The 26,637-nt window shown below is 35.2% G+C and carries 22 protein-coding genes and 2 pseudogenes; 17 read left to right on the top strand and 7 right to left on the bottom strand.

What is annotated here, in order from left to right; all coding sequences use genetic code 11:
* Window positions 1–283 precede the first annotated feature (283 nt).
* The gene (locus LG307_RS12090; RefSeq protein ID WP_404442144.1) at window positions 284–859 is read right to left on the bottom strand and encodes a TetR/AcrR family transcriptional regulator; all 576 of its coding nucleotides are present in this window, start codon (window positions 857–859) and stop codon (window positions 284–286) included.
* Between the two features lie 291 nt (window positions 860–1,150).
* On the opposite strand from LG307_RS12090, the gene LG307_RS12085 reads away from it, so the two are divergent.
* The 4 genes from LG307_RS12085 (at window position 1,151) to LG307_RS12070 (ending at window position 6,884) form a co-directional block, all read left to right on the top strand.
* Window positions 1,151–3,121 carry an acetoacetate--CoA ligase gene (locus LG307_RS12085; protein ID WP_404442141.1) on the top strand — a complete coding sequence of 657 codons (1,971 nt, stop codon included), beginning with the start codon at window positions 1,151–1,153 and terminating at the stop codon, window positions 3,119–3,121.
* A 240-nt stretch (window positions 3,122–3,361) separates the two neighbouring features.
* A complete protein-coding gene (locus LG307_RS12080) occupies window positions 3,362–4,345 on the top strand; it encodes a fumarylacetoacetate hydrolase family protein (RefSeq protein ID WP_404442138.1) in 984 nt (327 codons plus the stop codon).
* Between the two features lie 14 nt (window positions 4,346–4,359).
* The gene (locus LG307_RS12075; protein WP_404442137.1) at window positions 4,360–5,247 is read left to right on the top strand and encodes a VOC family protein; all 888 of its coding nucleotides are present in this window, start codon (window positions 4,360–4,362) and stop codon (window positions 5,245–5,247) included.
* Window positions 5,248–5,312: 65 nt separating this feature from the next.
* On the top strand, window positions 5,313–6,884 hold the full coding sequence (locus LG307_RS12070) for a bifunctional 3-(3-hydroxy-phenyl)propionate/3-hydroxycinnamic acid hydroxylase (RefSeq protein WP_404442134.1): 1,572 nt from the start codon (window positions 5,313–5,315) through the stop codon (window positions 6,882–6,884).
* A 284-nt stretch (window positions 6,885–7,168) separates the two neighbouring features.
* On the opposite strand, the gene LG307_RS12065 is transcribed toward LG307_RS12070, so the two are convergent.
* Window positions 7,169–8,029: a pirin family protein gene (locus LG307_RS12065; RefSeq protein WP_404442132.1), complete on the bottom strand. Its 861-nt coding sequence runs from the start codon at window positions 8,027–8,029 to the stop codon at window positions 7,169–7,171.
* Window positions 8,030–8,267: 238 nt separating this feature from the next.
* Between LG307_RS12065 and LG307_RS12060 the strand changes: the two genes are divergently transcribed.
* The 8 genes and pseudogenes from LG307_RS12060 (at window position 8,268) to LG307_RS12025 (ending at window position 15,918) form a co-directional block, all read left to right on the top strand.
* Window positions 8,268–9,356: a GerAB/ArcD/ProY family transporter gene (locus tag LG307_RS12060; protein WP_404442129.1), complete on the top strand. Its 1,089-nt coding sequence runs from the start codon at window positions 8,268–8,270 to the stop codon at window positions 9,354–9,356.
* Entirely contained in the window at window positions 9,353–10,756 is a 1,404-nt protein-coding gene (locus tag LG307_RS12055; protein WP_404442127.1) for a spore germination protein, read from the top strand. The genes LG307_RS12060 and LG307_RS12055 overlap by 4 nt, the downstream gene beginning before the upstream one ends.
* Window positions 10,757–11,908, top strand: coding sequence for a Ger(x)C family spore germination protein (locus tag LG307_RS12050; RefSeq protein ID WP_404442124.1), 1,152 nt, complete (start codon window positions 10,757–10,759; stop codon window positions 11,906–11,908).
* Window positions 11,909–12,617: 709 nt separating this feature from the next.
* The gene (locus tag LG307_RS12045; RefSeq protein WP_404442122.1) at window positions 12,618–13,001 is read left to right on the top strand and encodes a DoxX family protein; all 384 of its coding nucleotides are present in this window, start codon (window positions 12,618–12,620) and stop codon (window positions 12,999–13,001) included.
* 446 nt (window positions 13,002–13,447) lie between these two features.
* Window positions 13,448–14,007 (top strand): annotated as a pseudogene (locus LG307_RS12040) (class I SAM-dependent methyltransferase).
* A gap of 135 nt (window positions 14,008–14,142) precedes the next feature.
* Window positions 14,143–14,610 carry an SMI1/KNR4 family protein gene (locus LG307_RS12035; RefSeq protein ID WP_404442119.1) on the top strand — a complete coding sequence of 156 codons (468 nt, stop codon included), beginning with the start codon at window positions 14,143–14,145 and terminating at the stop codon, window positions 14,608–14,610.
* Between the two features lie 130 nt (window positions 14,611–14,740).
* A complete protein-coding gene (locus LG307_RS12030) occupies window positions 14,741–15,031 on the top strand; it encodes a transposase (RefSeq protein ID WP_404442116.1) in 291 nt (96 codons plus the stop codon).
* Window positions 15,028–15,918 carry an IS3 family transposase gene (locus LG307_RS12025; protein ID WP_404442113.1) on the top strand — a complete coding sequence of 297 codons (891 nt, stop codon included), beginning with the start codon at window positions 15,028–15,030 and terminating at the stop codon, window positions 15,916–15,918. The genes LG307_RS12030 and LG307_RS12025 overlap by 4 nt, the downstream gene beginning before the upstream one ends.
* A 190-nt stretch (window positions 15,919–16,108) precedes the next feature.
* Here LG307_RS12025 and LG307_RS12020 read toward each other — a convergent pair whose 3' ends face one another.
* The 3 genes and pseudogenes from LG307_RS12020 to LG307_RS12010 all read right to left on the bottom strand — a co-directional run.
* Window positions 16,109–18,697 (bottom strand): RND family transporter, encoded by a 2,589-nt coding sequence (locus LG307_RS12020; protein WP_404442111.1) that lies wholly within the window; start codon window positions 18,695–18,697, stop codon window positions 16,109–16,111.
* Between the two features lie 116 nt (window positions 18,698–18,813).
* The gene (locus tag LG307_RS12015; RefSeq protein ID WP_404442108.1) at window positions 18,814–19,356 is read right to left on the bottom strand and encodes a TetR/AcrR family transcriptional regulator; all 543 of its coding nucleotides are present in this window, start codon (window positions 19,354–19,356) and stop codon (window positions 18,814–18,816) included.
* A 351-nt stretch (window positions 19,357–19,707) separates the two neighbouring features.
* Window positions 19,708–19,957, bottom strand: a pseudogene (locus tag LG307_RS12010) (transposase); the annotation flags it as partial.
* A gap of 422 nt (window positions 19,958–20,379) precedes the next feature.
* On the opposite strand from LG307_RS12010, the gene LG307_RS12005 reads away from it, so the two are divergent.
* Complete coding sequence (locus LG307_RS12005; protein WP_404442106.1) at window positions 20,380–20,934, top strand: MerR family transcriptional regulator; 555 nt, start codon at window positions 20,380–20,382, stop codon at window positions 20,932–20,934.
* A gap of 363 nt (window positions 20,935–21,297) precedes the next feature.
* On the opposite strand, the gene LG307_RS12000 is transcribed toward LG307_RS12005, so the two are convergent.
* Window positions 21,298–21,441 (bottom strand): sporulation protein, encoded by a 144-nt coding sequence (locus tag LG307_RS12000; RefSeq protein ID WP_404442103.1) that lies wholly within the window; start codon window positions 21,439–21,441, stop codon window positions 21,298–21,300.
* Window positions 21,442–21,949: 508 nt separating this feature from the next.
* Window positions 21,950–22,228: a twin-arginine translocase TatA/TatE family subunit gene (locus LG307_RS11995; protein ID WP_404442101.1), complete on the bottom strand. Its 279-nt coding sequence runs from the start codon at window positions 22,226–22,228 to the stop codon at window positions 21,950–21,952.
* Between the two features lie 197 nt (window positions 22,229–22,425).
* On the opposite strand from LG307_RS11995, the gene LG307_RS11990 reads away from it, so the two are divergent.
* The 4 genes from LG307_RS11990 to LG307_RS11975 all read left to right on the top strand — a co-directional run bounded on the left by LG307_RS11990 (window position 22,426) and on the right by LG307_RS11975 (window position 26,506).
* Window positions 22,426–23,739 carry a hemolysin family protein gene (locus tag LG307_RS11990; RefSeq protein ID WP_404442099.1) on the top strand — a complete coding sequence of 438 codons (1,314 nt, stop codon included), beginning with the start codon at window positions 22,426–22,428 and terminating at the stop codon, window positions 23,737–23,739.
* Window positions 23,740–23,802: 63 nt separating this feature from the next.
* Window positions 23,803–24,864 (top strand): hemolysin family protein, encoded by a 1,062-nt coding sequence (locus LG307_RS11985; protein ID WP_404442097.1) that lies wholly within the window; start codon window positions 23,803–23,805, stop codon window positions 24,862–24,864.
* Window positions 24,865–25,684: 820 nt separating this feature from the next.
* Entirely contained in the window at window positions 25,685–26,059 is a 375-nt protein-coding gene (locus LG307_RS11980) for a hypothetical protein (RefSeq protein WP_404442094.1), read from the top strand.
* 150 nt (window positions 26,060–26,209) lie between these two features.
* The gene (locus tag LG307_RS11975; RefSeq protein ID WP_404442092.1) at window positions 26,210–26,506 is read left to right on the top strand and encodes an antibiotic biosynthesis monooxygenase family protein; all 297 of its coding nucleotides are present in this window, start codon (window positions 26,210–26,212) and stop codon (window positions 26,504–26,506) included.
* The last annotated feature ends 131 nt before the right edge of the window (window positions 26,507–26,637 follow it).

Raw genomic sequence — 26,637 nt, 5'->3', positions numbered from 1 at the left:
TCAGTTAATAGTTTGTTCTTTTTTAAAGGTAAGATTTTGAATTAACAACTAAGGGATATAATAATTTAAATGATTCATTAGAAGCTTAGGGAAATACAACGGTGTTTGTTTTGGGAGAGAAGTCAGTAATTAACAGCTATACAAGCAGGCTAATTCGCATAGGAATTAGCCTGCTTTCTTTGGTACATCAATTTTTACTAGCAGAAGATTTGAACCAAGAGGGATTAACTCTTTTTATTGAAGTAGTAATGTAAATCTCCCAAATAAATTTCGAAACCCGATGCTATTCTATATTTCCATTGTTTAACAATTGTCTAATAGACAAAATGACATTATCTACATAATCTTCTGGTGATTTACTGCTGTGGTCCTTCCAATCCATTACAGCTGCGTAAATCATCCAGCTAAGCATGGTGGCTATTATTCTTAGATTTTCATTGCTTTCACCGTGATATTTTTTTAATAGTGATTGAATGAAAATATGTTCAAGCTCTTTTTTTATTATGGATTCTATATTCACTGTCATATCATGATAACTTCTTTGACAGCGATCAGACAGGCTCATATGAAATTTCGTGATTGATAAAAATACACTTTTGAGCAATTCCTCATTAAACTCTTCATTATTAGATAGTTCCTGAAGAACATTCGCCATTAATTCTTCTTTAATCACTTTTTCTAGCAAATCATATTTATCGACAAAATGGTGATAAAAGGTTGCCCGATTAATCATGGCTCCTGATGTAATATCACTAATCCTGATACTATTGAAATCCTTTTTTTCCAAGAGTTGTATAAAGGAATCAATAATGAATTTCCTAGTTCGGATCATACGTAAATCTGTGTTTCCCTTAATCATAAGATACCTCCTTTTTCAGAATATTTTAGTAATTTTATATAATCTGTTGCTTAAGCAACATACTGAAGATTTTATCGCTTGAGTGGTGATAAAAAGATACCTATAATTTAATTATACAACAAATGTTTCCTACGCGACATGTGTTTTATTCTAATTTAGGAGGTTTAAATGTCAAACAGAACCAAATTTTTAAAGAGATGTAAATGTGTATTGAGATGAGGCGCATCGCCTATTGGGAGGAGAATATGAAATAGGTTTGTCAAAAGTGTGAGTGATGAAGGAGGGAACTACATGAGTTTATCTGTTGAAGGATCAGTTTTATGGAAACCAACCGAAGAACAGATTGCCAATAGTAATATAACTCGTTTTCAGAATTGGCTAAAACAAAATAAAAATATCAGTATTTCAAGTGTCCAGGACTTATGGAAATGGTCTGTAGACGAACTTGAGACCTTTTGGGGACTTGTTTGGGAGTATGGTGAAGTACACTCCAGTGCACCTTACCAACAAGTACTTAGTTCACGGAAAATGCCTGGAGCTAAATGGTTTGAAGGTGCACGTTTAAACTATGCACAACATTGTTTTCGTTATATTGTACCAAATAAAACGGCAATCATTTTTCAATCTGAAAATAAAGGTTATAAAGAATTTACCTGGGAAGACTTACTTCGTAAAACAGCCTCTGTTGCTAATTACTTGAAAGAGCAAGGCGTGCAAAAAGGTGACCGGGTCGTTTCATATATGCCAAATATTCCGGAAACAGTCATTGCTTTCCTTGCATGTGCCAGTATTGGCGCTATTTGGTCTAGCTGCTCACCGGATTTCGGCACCAATAGTGTTATAGATCGTTTTAGGCAAATCGACCCAGTATTTCTCTTTGCTGTAGATGGATACCAATATAATGGAAAAACTTTTAATAAAAAAGAAGTGATTGAGCGTATCCAACAGGAAGTACCAAGTATAAAAAAAACCATCCTAGTATCATATACTGATAGTTTTGATCCAACAGAACTACAAGATACAGATAAATGGGAAGATATACTGAATTTCGGTGTGGAATTATCATTTGAACAATTACCTTTTGACCATCCGTTATGGATATTATATTCCTCTGGAACGACTGGCCTGCCAAAGCCAATTGTCCATGGTCATGGGGGGATTTTAATAGAGCAAATAAAAACATCAAGTATTGAACAAAATTTCAATTCGGAAGATTGTATATTCTGGTTCACTACAACAAGTTGGATGATGTGGAATTCACTCATTGGGGGACTCGTTTCAGGAGCGACAATCGCATTATATGATGGGAGTCCAACATATCCCAACTTGGGAGTGTTATGGGATTTTGTAGAAAAATCCAAGGTTACTATTTTGGGTACAAGTGCAGCCTATATTAATCTTTGCATGAAATATAATTTTAGGCCCAAAGAGTATTTTCCTTTAAAGGAGTTAAAAGCCATTTTTTCGACTGCTTCACCACTTACAGAAAATGCCTATAAATGGGTGTATGAAAATGTAAAAAAGGATATTTTGTTATCTTCAACAAGTGGAGGAACGGATGTATGTTCTGCCTTTGTTGGTGGTACACCTGTTTTACCAGTTCGTTCAGGCATTATTCCAACACGAACACTAGGTGTTAAAGTGGAGTCCTTCGATGATGATGGTAATCCAATCAAAGGCAGTGTAGGAGAGCTAGTTATAACAGCCCCCATGCCGTCTATGCCTCTTTATTTTTGGAATGATAAAGACAACGTTCGTTATTTAGAAAGCTATTTTGAAACATTTAAGAATGTATGGAGACATGGTGACTGGATTCAAATTAATAATGATGGTAGTTGCGTGATTTATGGACGTTCTGATTCAACCATAAATCGATCCGGTATACGTATGGGCACAAGCGAAATTTATAAAATACTCGATGTAATTCCAGAGATTCTTGAAAGTTTAATTATTGACTTAGAATACAGTGGTAAAGATTCCTTTATGTCTTTATTTGTTGTCCTTCACCCAAGTGTGAAATTAACTGATGAATTGAAACATGTAATTAATAAACAGATTAAACAGAATTTATCTCCTCGATTTGTTCCGGATGCAATATATGCGATTGAAGAAGTTCCTAAAACATTAAATGGGAAGAAGCTCGAGGTACCCATTAGAAAAATCTTACTTGGAATGCCTATTGAAAAATCAATTAATCCTGATTCAATGGCCAATCCAAATTCACTTCAATATTTTGTAGATTTGGCCTCAAGAATAAGTTAACAGGAGATTTTCCTATTATATACAAGGTCATTTTTAATATTTAGTTATCTTTTAGGAGTCATTTTACAAGCAAGGTAGATAGAAAGTTCCCACCATACTACAACTTTGATAAACACATCGGATAAAATGAAAGCGCTTAAAGCACAAAGAGCAATCCGTATTCACCTTTATTAATTTTTTTCTAGAAATTGTATGCGCAAAGGCATTTTAAATCGGCTATTCAAAAAGGAGGTATTCGCAGTGGGTGTAAATGTAATCCGCTATAGTGAAAACAATGAAGTGAAATGGGGTGTAGTGCTGCAAGGGGATCAGGTGGTACCAATTCAAGGGACATATGAGTCACTTTCAGAATTTTTAAAGTATGGAGTCCCTTTGGCAAAACAAGTTATAAAGACCCCAATTGATACGGTATACCTAAAAGACTTAGCTATTTTAAGCCCGGTGACAGAGCCAGCCCGTATTGTCTGTCAAGGGGCAAACTATAGTAGCCATCGCCACGAAAGCGGATTAGATGGAAGCCGTCCGCCTTATAACCTTATCTTTACAAAAGCCGACAGCTCTTTGACAGGAGCTTATGACGACATCATTTGTCCATCACATGTACAATTGCTGGATTATGAAATTGAGCTTGGGCTTGTGATAGGGACTGCAATAAATGAACCAGTAGAGGTAACCGAACAGAATATCCATCAATATGTCGCAGGAATCGTAATAGCAAATGATGTTTCAGCACGGGATACACAAATTATGGAGATGCAATGGTATAAAGGAAAAAGCTACCGAACCTTTTGCCCGGTCGGACCTTATCTATACCTATTAGATGAAGGGGAGACTTCATTATTGGGACAGCTAAGCTTGAATCTATGGGTGAATGGGGAGCTGCGGCAAGCAGCTGATACAAGCCAGCTACTATACAAGCCGGCTGAAACTCTTACCGAACTTGCTGGATTAATGAATTTATCTCCTGGTGATTTAATCTTGACCGGAACAACAGGCGGGGTTTGCCTTAAAATGAATGGAGAAATTATCCAAAAGATTATAAATCCTTCCTTATCGCATGAAGAAAAGGTTCAGTTCTTTGTTGAGAGTCAGCAAGGCAATCGTTACCTGAAAAATGGTGATATTGTTCGCTGTGAAATTAAAAGTCTCGATGGCTCTATTGATTTAGGTGTACAGGAAAACCGGGTTGTTGTACCCACAGTAGTTGAAACAACATTCAAATAGAGGGGGAAAAAGGAATGGTAAATGTATTTAAATTAGGTTATGCAGAATTTATCACAAAAGATGTAGAGGCACTATTGCATTATTACACGGAAGTAATGGGATTTTCTTTAGTAGAAAGGGCAGGGGATGGAACGGCTTATATTAGCAGTGGACTGGATCATCATACTATTATTTTAAGAGAATCAGATAATAACAGAATGCAATCGATAGGCTGGCAGTTAGATCGTAATTTATCTTTGAAGGAAATGCAAGCTTATTTAAAAACACATGGAATTACCAGTGAAATAAAAAGTGATACCCAGCCTGGAGTTCCGGAAATACTTGAATTGTCTGATCCGGACGAAAATACCGTTCATCTCTATCAAACAATGGAAATGTCTGCACCTAGGTTTAGGAATAGAGGGATTGTACCGAACAAATTAGGTCATATTGCATTGTGTTCAAGAAATGCCAATAGGGTTGTTGGATTTTACAAAGAGGTGCTGGGATTCGCCATAACAGACAGATTGTTTGATGTTGCCAACTTTATGACATGTAACCATGATCATCATACGTTGAATATTGTCTCTGCACCGAAATCTCTGATGCATCACATTGCCTTTGAATTGCGGGGAGCTAGTCATCAATACGACAGTTCTGATCTGCTTGCTCAAAATAAAATTCCAATTTTATGGGGGCCGTCTCGCCACACAGCAGGTCATAATATAGCTTCTTATCATCATGACCCGGATAAACACATTATTGAATTGTTTACTAGCATGGATATATATCTGCCGGAGCTTGGTTACATGGAACCTCGCCCATGGCATGAGGATTTACCTCAAGCACCAAGGGAATGGGATACTTTAAGTTACTGGGGAACAGAGTATGGTTATAATCTTGCTACTGTGGGACAGGAATAAACTCTCCCAATCAGGCACTTTTCTGAGCTAACAATATAAACACTTTTTGAAAAGAGGTGAATTTTATGAAGCCGGATTTTGATGTAACGATTGTCGGATATGGTCCAGTCGGAAGTGTGTTGGCCATTTTACTTGGGAAAAAGGGCTATAAGGTCGGGGTTTTTGAACGCTGGCCAAGACAATATCCGCATCCAAGGGCAATTGTCTATGATGATGAAATTGCAAGAATGATCAGATTAATATGTGGTCAGGAAGTATCAGAAAAAATCTCTGAAAATATACGAGGTGCCTATGAATGGCGGAATGCTTCCGGAGACATTCTTCTAAGTATCAAACATCCTGATATTGGACCCTCCGGCATGCCAGCCCATAACTTTTTTAATCAACCGGATTTAGAACTCGTCCTAAATGAGGTATGTAAAAAAATACCTTCAGTCAGTCTTTATAGAGGATATGAAGCGGTTAATTTTATTGAAAAAGACGATTTTGTTGAAATTGTGGTGGTGAATCAAAAAGGTGAGCAACAAAGCTTTTCCTCATCTTATCTAGTTGGATGCGATGGGGCAAATAGTATGGTTCGAAAAAAAATGAATGTTGAGTATAAAGATTTAGGATTTGCATATACTTGGCTGGTCGTAGACATTATTCCATACGAACAGAAAAAAATGGAACCAAATTTCTGGCAGCTTTGTGATCCTAAGCGGCCCACTACCATTGTTCCTGGCGGGCCAGGAAGAAGAAGATGGGAATTTATGTCGATGCCTGGTGAGACAGTAGAAGAACTTAATAATGAGAAAACCGCATGGAAACTTTTAAAGCCATGGGGATATACAAAAGAAAATTGCCAGCTGGTACGTCATGCAGTGTACACCTTCCGGGGAGCGTGGGCAGAAAACTGGCGTAAAGGGAGGGTCATGATTGCTGGTGACGCCGCCCATTTGACGCCGCCATTTATAGGTCAAGGGATGTGTTCAGGGTTAAGAGATGCATGGGGGTTGGCATGGAAACTGGATTTAGTTCTTCGAAATGTAAGCCAGGACAACATACTTGAGACATATTCGGAAGAACGTAATCCTAATGTTCAAGGGTATATTCATATGGCGGTTGAGCTTGGAAAGATGATTTGTGTTACGGATCCTCTCGAAGCTGCTAACAGGGATCAAGTCTTTTTATCAGGCAATGCTGGTCCGTTCCCGCCATACCCTCACTTAACAACTGGAATTATATACAACTATTCTGAACAGCCCAGTTGTTTAGCCGGTAGGCTTTCTGTGCAAGGGAATTTAAAGCATGGTGAAAAGGTTGGTCTTTTAGATGATCTAATCGGAAGTGGATGGACAATCATCAGCACCAATGGAAATCCAAATGCAATTTTTAATAAGGAACAAAAACAATTTCTTGACGTTATAGGAACCCATTTTATCGAGGTAACACTTGACGCTTCAAATGATAACGCTTACTACGATATGGAAGGTACTTATAAGGAGTATTTTCAACAAAATCAAATGGAAGCTATTATCATTCGACCGGACTTTTATGTTTTCGGGGCAGCAGCAAGTAAGTCTGAATTAACAACAATTGTGGATGAGCTGAAAAAACAAATGCATTATCAATCACCTGTAAGCTTTTTGAGTTAGTGGACCAAGGGGATGGTTCTCGTGGTTAGTTTCAACCACAAGAACCATCCCCTTAATCCAATTTGTCTCGGAACGAAAAATTATCGATGTAATACGGATTGGATAATCTTCTTTTCTTCAATTTCATTAAGGGTTGCCTCAAATTGATTGAAGGCAACCTTTTCTAAATAGCAATAAATCCATGCTTTTTAACAACTGATTTATATTATCGTGAAAAATAGCATGAAGAAAATTATTCATTGGATTACTAAGGGGACGAAATCAAAAGAATCAGATTCCATTTATTAATCCAAGAAAGTGCCGTTTCGATAATCAATGAAGGCTTGAATAATTTCTTCCTCTGTATTCATGACGAATGGACCTCTAGCTACTACAGGCTCGCCAATTGGTTCCCCTGTATACAGCATGACATGCATATCTCCGTTCGAATTTATTTGAATATTACTGATTTCTGCATTATTACCCGACCCCAACCACAATACTTGTCCAGCCTTCCCATGTGTTTGCTCAGAACCAAAGGTACCTGATCCCTTCAGAATATATAAAAAACCGTTATGAGAGCCTGGTATTTCAGGTGTAACTTCACTGCCAGCATCCATTTTGAATTCAACCATCGTGACAGGTGTTATATTCAATGTTGGTGCAGTTAATCCGTTTACTGAGCCTGAGAATACTTTAGTGGATACACCATTTTCAACCTTTTGTGGCATTTTGTCTTTTCGCAAATCTTGATAGCGAGGTGGCGTCATTTTGTATTTTGCTGGAATATTGACCCAAAGTTGAAGCAGGTTAACTAGCTCTCCAGGTGAAGCATCTTCTACGTGCTCCACACCCTTACCCGCTGTCATCCATTGTGCATCTCCAGGATGAAGCTCACCACTACCATTCTTACTGTCATAGTGATTAAGGATGCCATCAATCATGTAAGTTACTGTTTCGATTCCACGGTGAGGATGAACGGCAAACACACCACTTCTCATGAGGTCATGAGCCATACCTAAAAATGGATCATGTTTCTCCCATTGCCCTGGTTCGATTACCACTGCCATTGTATGAATATCGCTATTACGTTGAAATTGAGGAGTATATACATGACTGATTTTTCTATTGTAAACATGATAATATTTTTTTGACTGTTGCATCATTAATTCCTCCTTCATACAACTATCGTTTAAACAACACTTGTTGCATATCTAATTATGAATGGAGCATGAAGACAACACAACCAATAAAATTATTTATTCGTTAGTTAAGCAACACTTTGTGTGAAATGTAGAAAATCATATGGAGGGGACGACCTAATGGCTAAAATTAAAAAGTGTCTAACAGATGAATATTAATTGATACACAGATGAATAATATGGAAAAAAGGAATCTGAGATAATGCAGAATAAGTTAAGATTTATATCCATTGTGTACATGATTTTACTTTCTGTTGGTCTTTTTGCTCATGTTGAAATCATACCCATCCTTTTAAATGAAGTGAAAAGAAGTGCTTGGATTAGTATCCTATTAACAATCATCGTTCTTCCGTTATGGATTTATGTGATCTATAGGATTGTCTCTATTCTAAACGACCGGTCGATTATTCATTTATTAAGAGATTATGGGAGCAAAATAAGTTATTACATCCTTCTTTTACCATTGGCTATCTATATGTTGATAAATGCTTTTATCACGGCAAAGGAAATTATTTATTGGTCACAATTGAGCTATATGCAAGGGTTTAACAGTTTTACGCTTGCAATTGTACTGCTTATATTCTGTTTAATTTGCACGGAGTCGGGGTTGTTTTCCATGGGACTCCTTAGCATTATTCTATGTCCACTTGTTCTCTTATTAGGTTTTTTTATTTCTTTCGCTAATTTCAACAAGAAACATTATGAACTCTTATTCCCGATGTTTACTGAAGGGTATTTCCCCATCACTAAGGGTATTTTATTTACTTCATTACCGATATTAGAGCTATTTATTATTATTTTCTTAACACCTTTATTAACGAAAGCAATTACAAAAAAACAGTTATTCATTATTGGATTTCTTATTATCGGCTTAACGTTAGGACCTACCATGGCAGCACTTGCAGAGTTTGGACCAACAGTGGCTGCTGAGTATCGTTACCCTGCTTATGAACAGTGGCGCTTGATTTCTATTGGCCGTTATTTTTCTCATACGGATTTTTTTGCGATTTATCAATGGCTTTCCGGCGGAGTAATCAGGATTAGTTTATTTGTTTTCATCTCAAGTAGGATTCTTTCCAAAGGGATTGCGAATGTAAAAGTAGTAAGGATTATATACGGACTCCTTTTTATTGCCTGTATTTATCCATTCGACCAAAGCCCATTGACAACCATTATCGATAGCTATTTTAGACCTATCTCGTTCTTTTTCTTAATCCTGCAAATTTCCGGTTTGACTTTATACATCGTAAAACGTAATCAGAAGTGGAAAAGGGGGAGAACGGAATCATGAATGAGCATCTTTTCTCTATTGAAAACATTCAACGGATTTTCAACCACTCATCAGATATAGAAATTAAAACGGACAATAGGAATTCCGTCTTTGTGTATTGTAAACCTTTAACGGATTCCGGTCTGATTCAATCTTTGATGATGCCTGAAATAGAAACATCCAAATCCATCTATCAATCTTTGCGAATGGAAGTGATCAGTAAAGAGGAAATCAATCCTGAAAAAATAGAGGAGGCCATTTTTTCGGGGAAACTAATGATTATTCCTTGCGGAGAAAACGTATATTTTTATGATATCAGTAAATCTCCCTCCAGACAGCCAGATGAGTCTGTAATGGAGGTTTCGATTCAAGGACCAAAGGATGGTTTTGTCGAGGACATTGCGACCAACCTTGGTTTAATTCGTAAAAGGCTGCGATCTTCATCGTTAGTCATTGAAGATTACACGATAGGCAGAAGAACGAATACAAAAATTTCACTTCTCTATATAAAAGATATTATTTACGAAGACATATTGAATGAAATAAAAGGTCGACTTGCTTCTTTAGACGTTGATATCTTAACAAGTACCCACATGTTGTCCGAGTATATTATAGATCGTAAATTTTCACTCATACCATTGATTAACTATTCAGGCAGACCTGATTTCGTCGCGGAAGGTCTCAATCAAGGCAGGTTTGCCATTATTGTAGATGGAGCTCCAACCGCTTTGATTGCACCGGCAGATCTTTCTTTTTTATTTAAGACTCCTGAAGATGAAAACATCAGTTTTTATTATGCATCAATGGAACGGACAATCCGTTGGGTAGGGCTGGCTACGACGACTTTTCTGCCAGGCTTTTATTTAGCTTTAATCACACATAATGTCGGACATTTACCACTTCCACTTATTGCCACTATTACCTTAACTAGAATCGGATTACCATTTTCAGCATTTATAGAGATTTTACTAATGCTACTTATGTTTGAGCTATTTAAAGAAGGCGGTGCGCGCTTACCTAAAGGGATTGGACAAACGATTGCTGTTATTGGTGCCTTGATCATTGGGGATGCGGCTATTCGAGGGGGAATAACATCCCCGACTACGCTAGTTGTTATTGGGGTAACAGCTATTTCCAGCTTTACACTAATCAATCAATCTTTAACAGGTAATATTATTTTCTTCAGATTGTTTATTCTAACCTTAAGCTACTTCATGGGGATTTATGGTTTTATCATTGGTTACATGTTCATTTTCCTCTATTTAACAAGGTTAAAATCGTTTGGTGTCCCATTATTAGCGGACATTGGTTCGCCAGATGGAAAAGATATTCTATATACTTTTATCAGGTTGCCTTTTTCTTTCATGAAAAAACGATATGCATCCTTACATACAAAAGATGATACAAGAAAAGGTGAGTAAATGAGGAAATTTCTTTTCATAACCTATGCTCTAACACTTCTTATTACAGGTTGTTCCAATATTAGAGAAGTCCAATTTCAAGCATATGCTGTGGCGTTAGGAATTGACTATATAGATCATGAATATCATGTTGTATTACAGTTCTTAGACTTTACAAATGTAGCTAAAACTGAGCAAGGGAAACCTGCTCAACCTCTTCCAGTCTGGCTAGGAGTTGGAAGAGGGAAAACGGTTGAAGATGCTTTTATTGATGTCTATCATGGTGTTCAGATTCCAATCGATTATGATCAGATAAATTTGTTGATCTTTGGTAAGGAATTATTGGAACAGCGATTAGGGAACACAATTAAGGCTTTAAATTCGAATTTAAATATTCGTTTAACCGGTTATACCTACGGTACGGAGGAAAAGATTGAAGAAATTTTTACAACAAAGGTCCCTTTTTATTATCCTTTCAGTGATTCCAGGATTAATAAACCTGAATTTATGCTGCACCAAAATCCTGCTATTCCGGCGATTATGCTGCAGGATCTTATTTATCAATATAATGAAGAAACAAAAACAATACTATTGCCAAGAGTATCCATTAATAAAGAGATCATGAAAGAAGAAAAAGAGAAATTGCCTGTCTCCATATTTGATGGAGCGTTTATTATAAAAGGGAAGAAAATGAAGGGCTTCTTAAGCAATAAAGACCTTGAGGGATTCATTAATATTAACAACGAGTCAGTTAGTTCTCCTGTTATCGTCAGTGAAGAAGGGGAAGACAAACATGTTCAAATCGAATTATTGAAACCGAAAGTCAAAAGAATCGTTAAAAAAGACAAAAATGAGACAAAAATTGGACTAAATATTAATATATCAGCTGTTATAAGAGAATCGAGCTATGAGATTAATGAATCAAAAATCAAGAAGCAGATTAAAGATAAAATTAAAAATGACGTTTATTCAGCTTACATGAACAGCCAAAATATTGGCGGGGATATTTATCAATTTGAGGACTATATGTATCGATTTATGCACGACGATTGGAAGAAACTTCAGAACAGTGGGGAATTCCCAGTATTAAATAAAGATGATATTCGTGTGAAAATAGCACCATTAAAAAGTATCAACAAAATTAATGCGGGGATTCGACGGCCTTTTGAATAGGAGTGCTGATGCCAACCGCCGCCAGAAAAAGCATGTAAAAAAATTCCTATCATAATATTTGATATTACAATTTTAAAAAGAGGCTACCACAAAAGATTTGTCATTCGATGAACTTTCGGTCCAGCCTTTTTCGGGCTATCTAACATTAACTACTTCATTCTTTAATAATTGTCTAATAGACAAAATCGTATATTCTACATAATATTCTGGTGATCTACTGCTGTGGCCCTTCCAACCCACTACAGCTGCGTAAATCATCCAGTTAAGCATGATGGCTATCATTCTAAGCTTTTCATAACTTTCATCCGGATATTTTTTTTGTAGTGATTTTAGACATTTTGCTTAAAATGCGGCTTATGCAACAGAATAAAAATTTTGTTGGTTGAGTAGTGACAAAACTTTACCTATAATCCAATTATACAACATGTGTTGTTTATGCGACAAGTGTTATTATTATCTTTTTCTAATAATTATTTAAGGAGGGTTTATAATACAAATAAAACAAACTTTCAAAAGAGATGTAAGGGAATATTTGTAACCAAATTACAACAAAAATGGTTACCCTTAAGTCCTACAAAGAATTTTTTATTATGCTGAAAAGCTATAAAAGTTAGATTAAATTAAATCAGAATTGCTTTTCAGTTAAGGTGCTGACAATTCACAACAAAAATCAATTTCTAAATAACAAAAAATGGGGAGGACGATAATTATGGATATTGTATTTTTCATTGGGAGAATTTTATTTTCTCTTATTTTCATTTTAGCGGGAATTAGCCATCTAAAAGATTTCAATCACACAGTAGAGATGACGAAGAAGTTTAGAGCTCCTTTTCCAAGATTGTCAGCAGCCGCTATGAGTGTTTTTGCGGTTATAGGTGGAATAAGCGTTGCTTTTGGAATCTATGCACAAATTGGAGCACTTCTTTTGCTTGTGTTCCTAATCCCAACAACTTTTATTGTCCATCGTTTTTGGGGATTATCAGATAAACAGCAAAAAGCAATGCAGCTTGTGCATTTCAATAAGAACTTGTCTCTCTTGGGTGTGACGTTAATGATTCTGTATTCAGGCTCTGGTCCTTTTAGTTTATTATAGCGTTCATACAAGAGTTCCCACAAAATCTTAATGTATCTTGTTATTATGTTAAAGGCGGCAATTATTCAAAAAATAAGTCGCCTTTTTTATTACCATACGAAGAAAGATTTGACTTAGATTTTTTTAAGATGGATATGGGATTATCCAAAAAATAAAAGACCAGGAATTTTAAAAAAGCTAGAACAATTGTCTAACAAGTTATCTTCTTAAATCACCAAAAGAAGTGCTACAATTTTTAAATAAAGTACAATGACTTTTTTACTTCTTATTATTCAACTATCGGGCGCTTATCCTGTAACAAGGATCAGTGCTCATTTTAATTTGTTTTGAATGAAAAAATAACGTATTGTAGGAATTTTTAGATTATGAAATAATTGGTAGTAAGCGAAAGGAAGTTATAAAGTAGATTTAAAAAAACTTCTAGTGTGAGGAGAGGATGGGGTTATATGGATTTTAAAAAAAATCTAAAAGTCGTCATTTGTGCAGGTGAACACAATAACAATCCAGAATGGCTTCAAACGCAAGAACATGAACTGAATTTGTTAAGAAGAGTTGATTGGGAGACTAAGTTTTCATCTAACTCACTTGAAGCTGTTTTAGCAGAACATGTTTGGGAACATCTAACTTATGAAGAAGGAACATATGCTGCAAAGATTTTTTTTGATTTTTAAAGCCTGGTGGGTATATACGTTGTGCCGTTCCCGATGGTTTCTTTCCAGATAAAGAATACCAAGAAGGGGTTCAAGTAGGAGGACCTGGACCTAATGACCATCCTGCAGCGAGTAATAAAATTGTGCATAATTATAAGACATTTAGCTCTATGTTTGAAGAAGCTGGTTTTAACGTTACTCTACTATAATATTGTGATGGGGACGGTAAATTTCATTTCAATGATTGGGATGAAAAGAAAGGGTTTATCTACCGTTCAAAGCGTTTTTACCACCGAAACAAAAATGGAAACTTGGGTTTCGTTTCACTCATAGTGGATGCTGTAAAACCATTATAAAAATGATAAGTTTATTCAAATTGTGAATTGAAGGACATTAAGTAAATAGGAGCGATTGTAGTTCAGTGAGATTGTTCCGTACATAATAATTGTGCTGTTTAACTATGAAGACTTTTCTACTAGGGGAGAAATTGGATGTTTATTAAAAAGGAATTTGAAATTATTGACGAGCATTCAGATATGGGTGATTTTATTGGTGGGATATCAGACGATTTAATTTATGCTGCTGAAAAAACGTTAAATGTCAAATTCCCCATTAGTTATAGACTTTTTCTAAGAAGATATGGTGTTGGTGACATTTTGGGGGAAGAGATATTTGGCTTGGGAATAGAAGAAAGTGGAGTTCCAAGTATGGTTTGGATTACAAAACATTTTAGACAAGAAAAAACTTTGCCAGATCACCTTATTTGTATCTATTTTGCTGGTTATGACAACATGTATTATTGCTTAGATTGTTCTAATGTGAAAAATGAAAATGATGATTCCGCTACTGTTGTTTCTTATTTCAATGGATTACCAATAGAAGATCAAAATTTTGAAATAGAGTTTCCAAGCTTCGGAGAATTTTTACTAAGAACATTGGAAGACTCATTAGAGGATTAGAACATTTTAGAGTATAGAACTAGGTATTATCTTCAACAAACGGGCGCGATCCTGGAACTGGTATGCTCCCCTTATAGTAGACACATTTAAAAAAGCGCATTAATCTGTCTACTATAAGGGGGTATTTTTTATGGAGAAAAAAGCGGAGACTTACGATATAACGTTTAAGAAAAAAGCGGTGGATTTATATTATCAAAAGAAGAATTATGCTGCTGTTTCTAGAGAATTAAACACTCATCGAAAAAACATACAACGGTGGATTAAACAATATAGTAAAGATGGAATTGTTGGTCTTAGAGAACATCGAGGAAGAAAAAGTGGATCTGGTTCCCCGTCTTTATCTAAAATTGAAGATCCTCAAATGAAAATAAAGCGATTAGAAGCTGAAAACGAATTATTAAAAAAGCTTTTAAGGATGTGAAAGGGGGAATTGATTTAAATCCTAGGAGATTATATCAAGTCATTGATGATTTATCTAAACAAGCTCATTCTATAAAGCTACTTTGTCATCTGGCTAAAGTGTCAAGAAGTGGATACTACAAGTGGTTAAAGCGTAAAGGAGTATCTTCAGAAAAGCAACTAGAGGACGAGAAGCTAAAGCAGAAAATAATAGAATGCCATAAGAAGTGTAAAGGCATCTATGGCTATAGAAGAATACAAACTTGGTTAAAGAGGACCTATGAGATTCACATTAATCACAAAAAAATTCAACGGTTACTAAGTGAACTTGGTATTAAATCAATTATCAGGAGGAAACGAATTTATTACGGTAAGAAAGAGCCTTATCTAATCTCGAATAATTATTTAAATAGAGCCTTTTACGCTTCTCGTCCTAATGAAAAGTGGGTAACGGATATTACGTATCTTATTTTCAATGGACAGAAACTGTATTTGTCTGCCATCAAAGACCTCTATAATAACGAGGTTGTTGCCTATCAAATTAGTAGACGTAATGATAATAAACTAGTTCTGGATACGTTTAATAAAGCGATAAAAGGAAGAAATGTAAAAGGAATGATTCTCCATAATGATCAAGGATATCAATATACGTCCCATGTCTATAATCAGCTACTCAAAAGACATAAAGTAAAAATTAGTATGTCAAGAAAGGGCAACTGTTGGGATAATGCGAGTATGGAAAGTTTCTTCAGCCATTTTAAATCAGAATGTTTTAACCTCTTTACGTTTAAAACTTCCCAAGAGGTTCGAAGGGCTATTAAAAACTACATTCTCTTTTATAACCAAGAAAGGTTTCAAAACAAGCTAAACAACCTGACTCCTATCGAATATAGAAGTCAGGCTTCTTAACTGCGCTTATTTTTTGTGTCTACTTGACAGGGGGCAGACCAGAACAAGGATCAGCGCTCATTTTCATTTTAGGGCCAGATTGTGGAAGAACCCTAAGTTATTAACCTATTGTATTTTACCAATTTTTTGTGTAACAAAAATAAACCAAAACCTTCGACTGATAAATTTTGTCGAAGGTTTTGGTTTTCAATTATTCATACTTTTTCTTTTTAGCGAATAAAATAATTAGCGCTGGTAATATTGTTAATGCACAAATAAGGGATAATGTTGTATCAATTACTGTCGTGAAACCGAAGTCACTTAAAATCGGAAAGCTTGCAAAAATAAGTGCTGAGAAGCCGAAAATTACAGTTAAGCCGGAAGCAGTAATCGCTTGCCCTACTTTTGATAACGATACTTTTATCGCATCCTCATCACTTAAACCTTTCGCTTGCTCTTCTTTAAAGCGTTCCATTATTAAGATTGTAAATTCTGTACCAACCCCTAAAACTAAACAGCCCAGAGCGGTAGTCAGCGGGTTCAATGGAATATCCAATAAATTTAAAGACAATGGTGAGAACCCTAATACTAATGCAATTGGAATTAATGGGAAGATAGAATCCTTTAATCGGCGATAAATTAAGAAAAGACCAATAAAGATAATCAATAATCCCGCGTTTTTCATTAAGCCACTATTCGCTGTAATGTTATCAATTCCATATAACATTAATACATGTGATCCTGCTGGTTTTACAACGATACTTTCATCAGCATCAATGTGCTCGTTCATTTTATGAAGTAATTCTAATTGTTCAGCAGTCGATAAGTTTTGATTTATTTGGAATTGAATCGTTGCAAATTGATTGTTTTCACTAATGACAGTTTGCTTTAAGGTACCTGGTAACCCTTCAATTTGATTCTTTAACGTTTCCTCATTGGTTGCTAAAGAACCATTTAACTGTTCCGTAAGTGAAGCAATCGTTGTTTGTCCTCCGATTTCCTCATACGTTGCATCTACATTCTCAGCGAATTCATTCATCCAATGCACAACTTTGGCATCAGTAACGTCCTCCGCTTCAACTAAGTAGGTGATATACGTTGTTGATCCAACTAATTCTTGTAATTCTCTCGTATTCACTAATGCTTCCATATCTTGTGGAAGCCATTTCATCGTGTTTGTTTCTACAGGAATATCATCCTCAATAGAGAATCCGTAAGCAGAAACGGCAATCGCAATGACTAAAATCGGAATGGCAAATCGACCTACAAACCCTGCATAGCGTCCTAAGAATCGAGAAAGTACTGTATCTTTATTATCCTTAATGTTTGCTGATTCATTGTTGCGATCTAATAAATAGAAAATAGAGAACATCATGATTAATTCAATGATATAACAAATGACAACGCCAATTGCGAGTGTTAAGCCAAATTGTTGCATCATTGGCGCTTTTGATAAAAACATCGTTAAGAAGCTTAATGCCATGATAAATACAGCAATGCCTACACTAGGACCAATATGTGAAACAGCATGACGCACGGCTTCCGCTGCATTGTAATTGCTCTTTTTAAACTCTTCTTCGTAACGGTTGTGGAATTGAACACCAAAGTCCGTACCAAGACCAATAATAATTGGTAAAGTTGCCATTGTAGCAATTGTCAGTGGTAAGCCAACCCATCCGATAAATCCAAATGTCGCTACTAAGCCGATTAATACAAACCCTAGTGATATAATACGACGACGCACTGGGAATACAAAGAAAAGTACGACAATCATTAAGACTACAGCTAATGATAATAGAATCGCCATTGTTACCATTACTTCACTTTGATTGTTCCCTTGTACAATAGGTCCTCCTGCCGTTTTCACTATAATGCCTTCTGCAAAATTAGCTTCGTCAATTAATTCATTTAATTTATTATTGATATTGACATTTGTTTCCATTTCTGAACTATCAGAAGTATCTAATTTGATGAGGATATTTGCTCCGTTATCTGGTAAGAGCATTTGAAGCTGCGAAGGTACATTGCCGTTATCTGAGAACACAATTTGTTGAAGTGTTTCAGTACTCATTTCTGTTAATGATGGTAATGCCTCCATGACAAGTTTTTGCATCGTCGCATTTTGCTCTTCTGTTAAAATCGATTGCGTATAATCTGCAATCGATTTTGTTTGTTCTTCTGTCAGAACACCGTTAATGATACCTGCTTGTACTTCTGGTGTAACCGCTGCACCTAAGTTAGCCATTTCAGCAGCAATTTGTTGTAGCTGTTCAGGTGTTAATTGTGCTTGTTGGAATGCTTGAATTTGCTTTAGTTGTTCAGCTGTTAAACTGTTCATTTGCTGTTGTAAAATTTGCTCAACATCTTCTTCGCTAATTTCACTCATTAAGGCATTTTGTAATTCACTGCTATCGCCATTCGAAATACTCGCGATGGACATATTTTCATTCGACATCAATTCATCGATCATGCTGACGAATTCAGTTGAACCCGTAATATTATCAATTTCTACTGCACCTTCTGAAAGTTTCAAAACTTCTTTTAAGGTTTCAGGTGTAAATAGACTGTCCTTATCACCATTGATAATGATAAATGCACTTTCAGCACCAAAATTTTCTTGGTACGTAGCCGTATCTAAAAGTACGTCTGAATCCGAGCTAACGAACATTTCGTTCCCCATGTTCATTTCGATCCTTGGTAAGCCTACTGCTAGGAACACGGTGATGAGTGCGATGACAATAATATTTAGTTTCGCATTTTTTACTATAAAGTCTCCAATTTTTGAAAACAATCTGTTCATGTTGACTACTCCTCCTTATCCTGAAACCAATCTTATCAAGGTTTCAAAAATAAAAGAATAATCAAAAATGAATAAATGATTCAAAAAGAGACATTTAGCTCAAAATGTTTCACTAATTATAGGAACGAATGTAGAAGCTTTGAAAGTTCTTCCTTTGTATAAGGAGTTTCTTGAGCAAGCCAAATTTTTATAATCCCTAAAAATCCATTCACGATAAATGTACTTTTCATCTCTGGATATACAGCAGTTCGAATAGAAATCGCTAATGTATCGTTCATTACATAGCCATGACGATCTTGTAAAAAGGCATCTCTCATCATAATTTGGCTCGTTGTTTTAACAATTTGGTGATGTAGCTCTTCACTGTTCATAATACTTAAAAACAGTGGTCGATTTTCATCAATAAAGTTGATTAATGCTTCAATGTTAAGCTCACTATTTTTCTCGTATTGCTCGATTAAAGTTTGATTTATTTGTAGTACAACGAGATTGAATAATTCATATTTATCTGTATAATGACGATAAAATGTACTTCTGTGAATCATCGAGCGTTCGCAAATGTCATTAATAGAAATAGAAGAGAAATTCTTTTCCGAGATTAATTCTAAAAAAGCTTCAATAATCAGTTTTTTTGTCCTATTTTTCGTAAAATTAGCCAAACCTTTCAGTCCTTTATCATTTATTCAGTGTTATATCTATTATAGCTTCAAACGGCGGATTAACTTGGCAGCAGTAAAATTATTTCTATTCATAATGGTGAAGACTCTAAAATTACATTTAATAGGGCGTGTACACTTCATATAAAGGATGTGCACTTATAATTAACGGGAAATACCCTAGCCGCTTACAAGTCATACAAGCAGTTGAGGAAATGAAAAACTGCAGATAATTTAACAATTCTTAAACGAAGACCATTTAATCACCTTTATATATACATCATAAGGCTGGGACATAAATTGCTTTATAAATGAAAAAAGTGAAATCGCGCTGTCGATTTCACTTATATTATTTTAGAAATATGCGGACAAGACATTACCATCTTGCCGCATATTTCTTAAGTTTACTGCCATTAATTCGAGGCCAATTTCGTTTTCAAACTTCGATTTATCCGTGGACAGAAAATGGTGTAAAACCTAAATTAGCCTTCAATAATCCAAAAATTGGTTCTACATCCGTCTTACGTTGACGATAGAGTGCACCTGTTTTTTCTTCTGAATGCATCGCTCTTACATATTCTTTTTGTTGTTCCCACTGCTCATTCACCCTTCCGATCTTATAATAGGGGATTTTTAATATTAGAATCTAAAATATGTGTTTCTTAATATATCCGTTTGTTATTAGATAAAATACTTTAGCAGTAGAGATGGCGAAGAAGAGCAAAACCCTATACATTTTCAAATGTAATTTTTAAGTTTGTGACAGGTATCAGAACCCGTTACAGTTAGGGTGTCCTTTTTTTATTTAAAAGTATTTGCGAGTCTTTTATTCATCAAATAGAGCTTCTCTATAGTTATAGCTTCCAACAAGATTAAATGTTTCAGCATCTTCATCATATTCCAATATTAACATTTCTCCGTATAATGTTGAATTCACATCTGTATTAACTATGGATATTTTGTTATCACTTAATTGAACTACTTGATTGGACTTTTGGTTTTTCATTAAATGAAATAAAAGAACAAATGACTAATCAAAAGTTTAATAATCGAGAGTTGTTGCAGTTACAGAAGCAGTTAATTGAAAAAAAGCAAGGAGAATTAATTGATAAGCTAGAAGTAATTACGAGAATGGAGAGACTGTACAACATTGAAGGTATTTCTGAGGAAGAATTAGATGAATTTGCTTTTATTATGCTTGATTTATTTAGGAGAGAAAAATCACAAATTCAAATATGGGAAGAATATTTTAAAGGTGACAAGGAGATCTTGAAAGAAATAAAATTGCTTCATGATCCTGGATACAAGGAGAAAATGGATAGGGAGATTTGGTATTTAATTCAAGCGATTAGAGACACTATTCATACTAATGATTATACCAGCAGAAAAAAAGCACAAGAAATTCTAAGAGAAATGGATAACCTATTCCCTGCGGGTAGAAACTTTTTAAATCTTGTGGATGATAATCATTTTTTAGCTAGGTACATTCATGAGTTTACTAATTATTTTCCTGAAAACATAGCTAATTATATTTATAAGGAATTGAAAACATATTATGAGAATAACGGTAATAAAGAGTAGGATAAGACAGGTAACTGAAAAGCAAAATGACTCTCAAGATCTTTTGTTCCACTAATTTGAGCTTTTTGAATAAGATATTAATTGAAGATCTTCAACAATCGGGCGCGATCCAGGAACAAGGGATCAGCGCTCGTTTTTATATTGACCAAAGAAAATATCTTATTGAAGGAATTTTTAGATTATGAAATAATTGGAATTAAGCAATCGTGCAGGAGTACGTAATAGAAGTTTAGAGAAAGGCGGGGTAACTTGGATAAAACTAAATTTACTGGTATTATGCTATATCCTAGATTTAGTGAGTATGAACTTTCAGTGCTGCTGTCAGTATTACAACAAGGTGGAAAACACACTGTATATGTCGGATTAGATAATCAGGTTATAAAGGGAACCACCTTCGACACGGAAGGCACCTGTCACTTTTTCACCAGGTTGTAATTCAGTTTTCTCCAAAACAAGATCTACATGAAGAGAACCGATATTCAAGTAACTCATCACTTTTTGTATCATTTATATTGTACCTCCGGAAATACTAGTCTTATATTTCTGTGTCTCGAGTAATACTAGGATCATTTAACTCGCAGTAGTAGGTAGTAAGAGAATTCTTGGTGGATTATGAATACCTATTATAAGATTGACACACGATGAAGTTTCATTGTTACAACGAAATTATTCAAAATAACATTTTCCTTTTTAAAATCTGCATCCAATTTAGTAGTTTTTTTATATTAAGTGGACTAATTCGAATAATAATCAATTACCCCAAAATGAACGTTTAGATCGTCTTTCTCCTCCTTGAATATAAAAAAACTTCACCATTATTTATGGTAAAGGTTTGTATAAGTACACTATTATTCCTTTACCATGATGGCAAAGGTCTAGAAAACAACTTTCAGGTTGCCAGTCAGGCCGGTGATGAAAGAATCACGTATTGTCGACATAACCGTTAGCTACTCCCCTTGGAGTTTTATAAGCTCATATCCCAAAATGCCAAACTTTACAGAAATAGTGCTATCTTCTATTTATTTTTGTCCTTTTTATGACTCGGTTGCTCGTCCGATTCCATTATATCTTTCATACCTCTTTTAAATTCAGAAAGTGTTTGTCCTGCGGCTTTCCCCAGCTTTGGTAGCTTGGAAGGTCCAAACAGGAGCAACGCCACGAAAAGTATAAAAGCAATCTCTCCGGCTCCTAGAAATATTAATAGTTTTGAACATATAAAAATATCCAGGAAAAGAGATGTAAGGATAAATTCAGGATGGTAGCGAGTATCCGAATTAACTATTTTTAGAACCATAGTAGAAATTTTTAATAGGCTTAACTTTTTAAATTGAAATTTTGCTATGTATTTTTAGATTTTCACAGAGAAATCTGATAATCTCTACATGAGTAACATCCAATAAAAAGAGGCATTTTAACATTCAAAGGCTATATAATTATTAGGTGATGTAGGTATTACACTATGGAGGTGAATCCCTCAATTGAGGGAAAAATTTGGACATTATTACAATTATGAATCTCTTCTTACTGGCGGTACTAATAGGTTTGACTGCATTTTTCGTAGCTGCTGAATTTGCAGTAGTGAAAATTCGTATGTCTCGTATTGACCAATTGATCGAGGAAGGGAATAAAAAAGCAATTATTGCAAAAAAAGTGGCAACAGATCTTGATTATTATTTATCAGCCTGTCAGTTGGGTATCACTGTCACCGCTCTTGGATTAGGGGCATTAGGTAAACCGGCAGTAGAGCGGATTTTGTATCCGGTTTTTGATTTTTTCAATGTATCAGAAGGGGCTTCCTCTGTTGCTTCTTATGCCATTGCTTTTTTACTGGTTACTTTTCTACATGTAGTTGTTGGGGAGATGGCACCGAAGACATTGGCCATTCAATTCTCTGAAAAGGCGACGATGCTGCTTTCTGCTCCACTATACTGGTTCGGTAAAATCATGTATCCCCTAATTTGGTCTTTAAATGGAACATCTCGTGCTCTGCTTCGTGCACTTGGAGTTCAACCTGCCGGTCATGAAGAAGCCTATTCCGAAGAGGAATTAAAAATCATTATGGCACAAAGTCATAAGGGTGGAGAACTTGATGAAACAGAGCTAGAATACATGGAAAATGTATTTTCATTTGATGAGCGTATTGCAAAAGATATTATGGTTCCTCGGACTGATATTATCTACCTTGATAAAGATATGGATAGTGCCGAAATTATTAATATTTTGGACGAACATAACTATACCAGATATCCAGTAGTGAAAGACAATGATAAAGATAAAATTATCGGTGTTGTAAATGTTAAAAAGATGCTTAACGATATGACAGATGGACACAAGTACAAGCTATTGGAATTTGTTCGTGAAATTCCGATAGTCGTGGAAGTAACCAAAATTCAAGATGTGCTTCTGAAAATGCAAAATGAACGAGTACATATGGCTCTAGTCATAGATGAATACGGCGGGACATCTGGTATCCTTACCATGGAAGATGTTTTAGAGGAAATCGTTGGTGAAATCCGTGATGAATTTGATAATGATGAAGTGGCAGAAATCCAGACAGTTGATAAAGATAAGTATTTAATAAGCGGCCGTGTTCTGCTTGAGGACCTGGAAGAGCAATTCGGTTTAGGTTTTGAAGAAAGTGATGACATTGATACAATTGCGGGCTGGATTCAACATCAAAGTTCTAACTCGATGCAAGAAGGAGACGAAATAGTACACGGTGAACATATCTGGAAAGTCGTAGAAATGGATAACTATCAAATTAAACAGGTAATGCTGCATCAACACGCTGTAAAAGTAAAGTAACGTTGCATTCTTTTTGGAGTAGAACTCATCTTGTGGAGGTGAATCCCTCTTAGGGGGACATAATTGGACATATTAATTATTATAAACTTAATTCTAATAGCCGTATTTATTGGATTAACCGCGTTCTTTGTTGGCGCGGAGTTTGCGATTCTAAAAGTAAGGATGTCAAGAATTGATCAGTTAATTTCAGAAGGAAACAAAAAGGCGATAATCGCGAAAAAAGTTGCACATGATCTGGATTATTATTTATCTGCATGTCAGCTAGGGATTACGATAACAGCTCTAGTTCTAGGTGCGCTGGGAGAACCTACTGTTGAGCGGATGCTACATCCGGTTTTTGAAAGATTTGATGTTCCTGAGGCACTATCAACAGTGCTTTCATACGCCATAGCTCTTTCCATCGTCACGTTTTTGCATGTAGTGCTTGGTGAGTTGGCACCGAAAACCTTAGCAATCCAGTTTTCTGAAAAAATGACATTGTGGTTGGCGCCACCACTTTATTGGTTTGGAAAAATGACAAATCCATTTATCAAGTTTCTTAATGGTTCGGCACAACTTCTTCTTCGCGGTCTAGGGGTTAAGCCTGCTGGACATGAAACAGTCCACTCTGAAGAAGAATTAAAAATGATTGTAACGCAAAGTTACGAGAGTGGCGAGATCAATCAGACTGAACTTGCTTACCTTAAAAATATCTTCGCTTTAGATGAACGTATTCTAAAGGATGTTATGATTCCTGAAAGTAAAATGGTCATGCTTCATAAAGACGTGTCACTTTCTAAACTAAAAGAAGTGCACAGGGAATTTGACTATACGAGATATCCAATTTTAGATAGCGGCAGTAAAGACAAGTTAGTGGGTTTCATTAATACCAAGGAAATTTTAACAAGTGTAGCAGCTGGCCGGGAGGTGATACTGGAAGATTTTATTCGAGAAATGCCACAATTCAAAGAAACCTCTTTTATAAAAGATGTGCTTTTAAAGATGCAAGAAAGCGGAGTGCATATGGCAGTTGTGACAGATAAGCAAGGAAACACGACCGGACTAGTGACCATGGAAGATATCCTAGAGGAAATCGTTGGAGAAATACGAGACGAATATAATGGTGACGAATTGCCGGCTACATGAGAACTATTTCATAATTGACACTTATTTAAATTTCAGATAATATAGGAAAAATCAAATTAACATCTCCTAAAGGGGAGAGCTTTTACAGCAAGGTCGTCATTTCAGGGGCTTAAACCCTCGGCTTTGTTAGCGACACTAATGTTGTTAGCAAGACCTTTACCTAATGGTAGAGGTCTTTTATTTTTTTATAACTAAGAACTTTACCGTTCTTGGTGGATTATATTTGAAAAATCATTAGTTATCAGACGGAAGGATAGATTATAAATGAAAAAGATCCTCTCAACAAGGCTTAAACTGCCATTGCATGAACTTTTTAGAAGAAACAAAGAAGAAATTATGAGAGATGTTTAGCAACTTGAGAAAATTGAAAGGAAAATTGATAATAAAAAAGCATGTAGCTATTAAAGGAGAGGCGAAGAAATAGAGAGACTTTAATAGCGGAATACATGTATAACGTAGAAAAATGGAATATTTTATCTTGAAATCGATTCTTCCATAATTTGGCGCAATCCTGTAATAAGGATCAGCGCTCGTTTTTATATTGGCCGAAGAAAATATCTTATTGTAGGAATCTTTAGATTATGAAATAATTGGAATTAATCAAACGGGTAGTTTAATGCAACAGACGAAAATATAGATAATTGCCTTATATGAGGTCTCGTACAATTAAATTATTCTGATTAACGAGAGTTTTTAATAATATTTGGCTGCATGAATTTTCAATAAAGTGCTACAGGTTATTGCTATAAAAAAACTTAATTAAGGAACTACCAATTAAGAGGTCGTACTTAAAAATAAAAATAGGGGGAGTTTTGTTTGTTTGAAAAGGACTTTGAAAAATTCAAAAGAGATAACTTTGAATCTAGGAATAAATAACGCTAATAATTTTGATGAATATTGGGATGGGCGGTTAGTTGAAGTATTGGGATACCTTGTTATACATACAGATATGCAAAGAAATGAATTAGTAAATTATATATATCTAATTGAAGGTGAGAATAAAAATTATCAAGAAATCATTAAACACACAAAAATGTTTGCTAGTGGAATTTGTGTATATGCAGAACTTATAGATTTGAATTTTATTATCCGGAAAACTGATGTATATCAAAAAGCAATTGGGTCTAATGAGGTAGTTGAATTTATTAAAAGTGTAATTACTCAAGATATTCCTGATTATGTTTTTGATGAATAAATGCTCCTCAGACTAAATTTCTATCTTAAACTAACGGGCGCATTTCTTGAAAAGTGAAGGGCGTCAATTTGAGAGGAATTATTAATCATTAAAAAGAAGATATAGAGTGAAATTATTCATTCTATAATTGAACACAGAGGGGGAGCTTGTATGATATTAGAAGCTGTCATGCTTCAAGTTAAAAAAGGTATGGAACAGGAATATGAAGAAGCTTTTCATAAGGCATCTAAAATCATTTCATCAATGAAGGGCTATATCTCCCACGAACTACAACGTTGTTTGGAATCTGAGGGGAAGTATTTATTATTAGTTAGTTGGGAAACTTTAGAAGATCATACAGTTGGATTTAGGCAATCTCATGAATATCAAAAATGGAAAAATCAACTCCATCATTTTTATGATCCATTCCCGACAGTTGAACACTTTCAAAAAGTTGATCTTTCGTAAAACTCTTACTTTTAGAAACGGTTGCAAAAAATTAAGCATCTTCCGATCGGGCGCAATCCTGTAACCAAGAATCAGCGCTCATTTTATTTTTATCTGGATGTAGAATAACATATTGTATGAATTTATAAATT

The organism is Sutcliffiella horikoshii (assembly GCF_044809035.1).
Lineage (GTDB): Bacteria > Bacillota > Bacilli > Bacillales > Bacillaceae_I > Sutcliffiella_A > Sutcliffiella_A horikoshii_G.
This window is presented reverse-complemented; position numbering and strand designations above follow the sequence as displayed.

Excerpts from the sequence above, each read along its gene's own strand:
- LG307_RS12065 (WP_404442132.1), bottom strand. The coding sequence starts at position 8,029 with ATGATGCAACAGTCAAAAAAATATTATCATGTTTACAATAGAAAAATC.
- LG307_RS12085 (WP_404442141.1), top strand. The coding sequence starts at position 1,151 with ATGAGTTTATCTGTTGAAGGATCAGTTTTATGGAAACCAACCGAAGAA.
- LG307_RS11975 (WP_404442092.1), top strand. The coding sequence starts at position 26,210 with ATGATATTAGAAGCTGTCATGCTTCAAGTTAAAAAAGGTATGGAACAG.
- LG307_RS12005 (WP_404442106.1), top strand. The coding sequence starts at position 20,380 with ATGACTAATCAAAAGTTTAATAATCGAGAGTTGTTGCAGTTACAGAAG.
- LG307_RS12035 (WP_404442119.1), top strand. The coding sequence starts at position 14,143 with ATGTTTATTAAAAAGGAATTTGAAATTATTGACGAGCATTCAGATATG.
- LG307_RS12075 (WP_404442137.1), top strand. The coding sequence starts at position 4,360 with ATGGTAAATGTATTTAAATTAGGTTATGCAGAATTTATCACAAAAGAT.
- LG307_RS12070 (WP_404442134.1), top strand. The coding sequence starts at position 5,313 with ATGAAGCCGGATTTTGATGTAACGATTGTCGGATATGGTCCAGTCGGA.
- LG307_RS12045 (WP_404442122.1), top strand. The coding sequence starts at position 12,618 with ATGGATATTGTATTTTTCATTGGGAGAATTTTATTTTCTCTTATTTTC.
- LG307_RS12020 (WP_404442111.1), bottom strand. The coding sequence starts at position 18,697 with ATGAACAGATTGTTTTCAAAAATTGGAGACTTTATAGTAAAAAATGCG.
- LG307_RS12055 (WP_404442127.1), top strand. The coding sequence starts at position 9,353 with ATGAATGAGCATCTTTTCTCTATTGAAAACATTCAACGGATTTTCAAC.
- LG307_RS12030 (WP_404442116.1), top strand. The coding sequence starts at position 14,741 with ATGGAGAAAAAAGCGGAGACTTACGATATAACGTTTAAGAAAAAAGCG.
- LG307_RS11995 (WP_404442101.1), bottom strand. The coding sequence starts at position 22,228 with ATGGTTCTAAAAATAGTTAATTCGGATACTCGCTACCATCCTGAATTT.
- LG307_RS12050 (WP_404442124.1), top strand. The coding sequence starts at position 10,757 with ATGAGGAAATTTCTTTTCATAACCTATGCTCTAACACTTCTTATTACA.
- LG307_RS12090 (WP_404442144.1), bottom strand. The coding sequence starts at position 859 with ATGATTAAGGGAAACACAGATTTACGTATGATCCGAACTAGGAAATTC.
- LG307_RS12000 (WP_404442103.1), bottom strand. The coding sequence starts at position 21,441 with ATGATACAAAAAGTGATGAGTTACTTGAATATCGGTTCTCTTCATGTA.
- LG307_RS12060 (WP_404442129.1), top strand. The coding sequence starts at position 8,268 with ATGCAGAATAAGTTAAGATTTATATCCATTGTGTACATGATTTTACTT.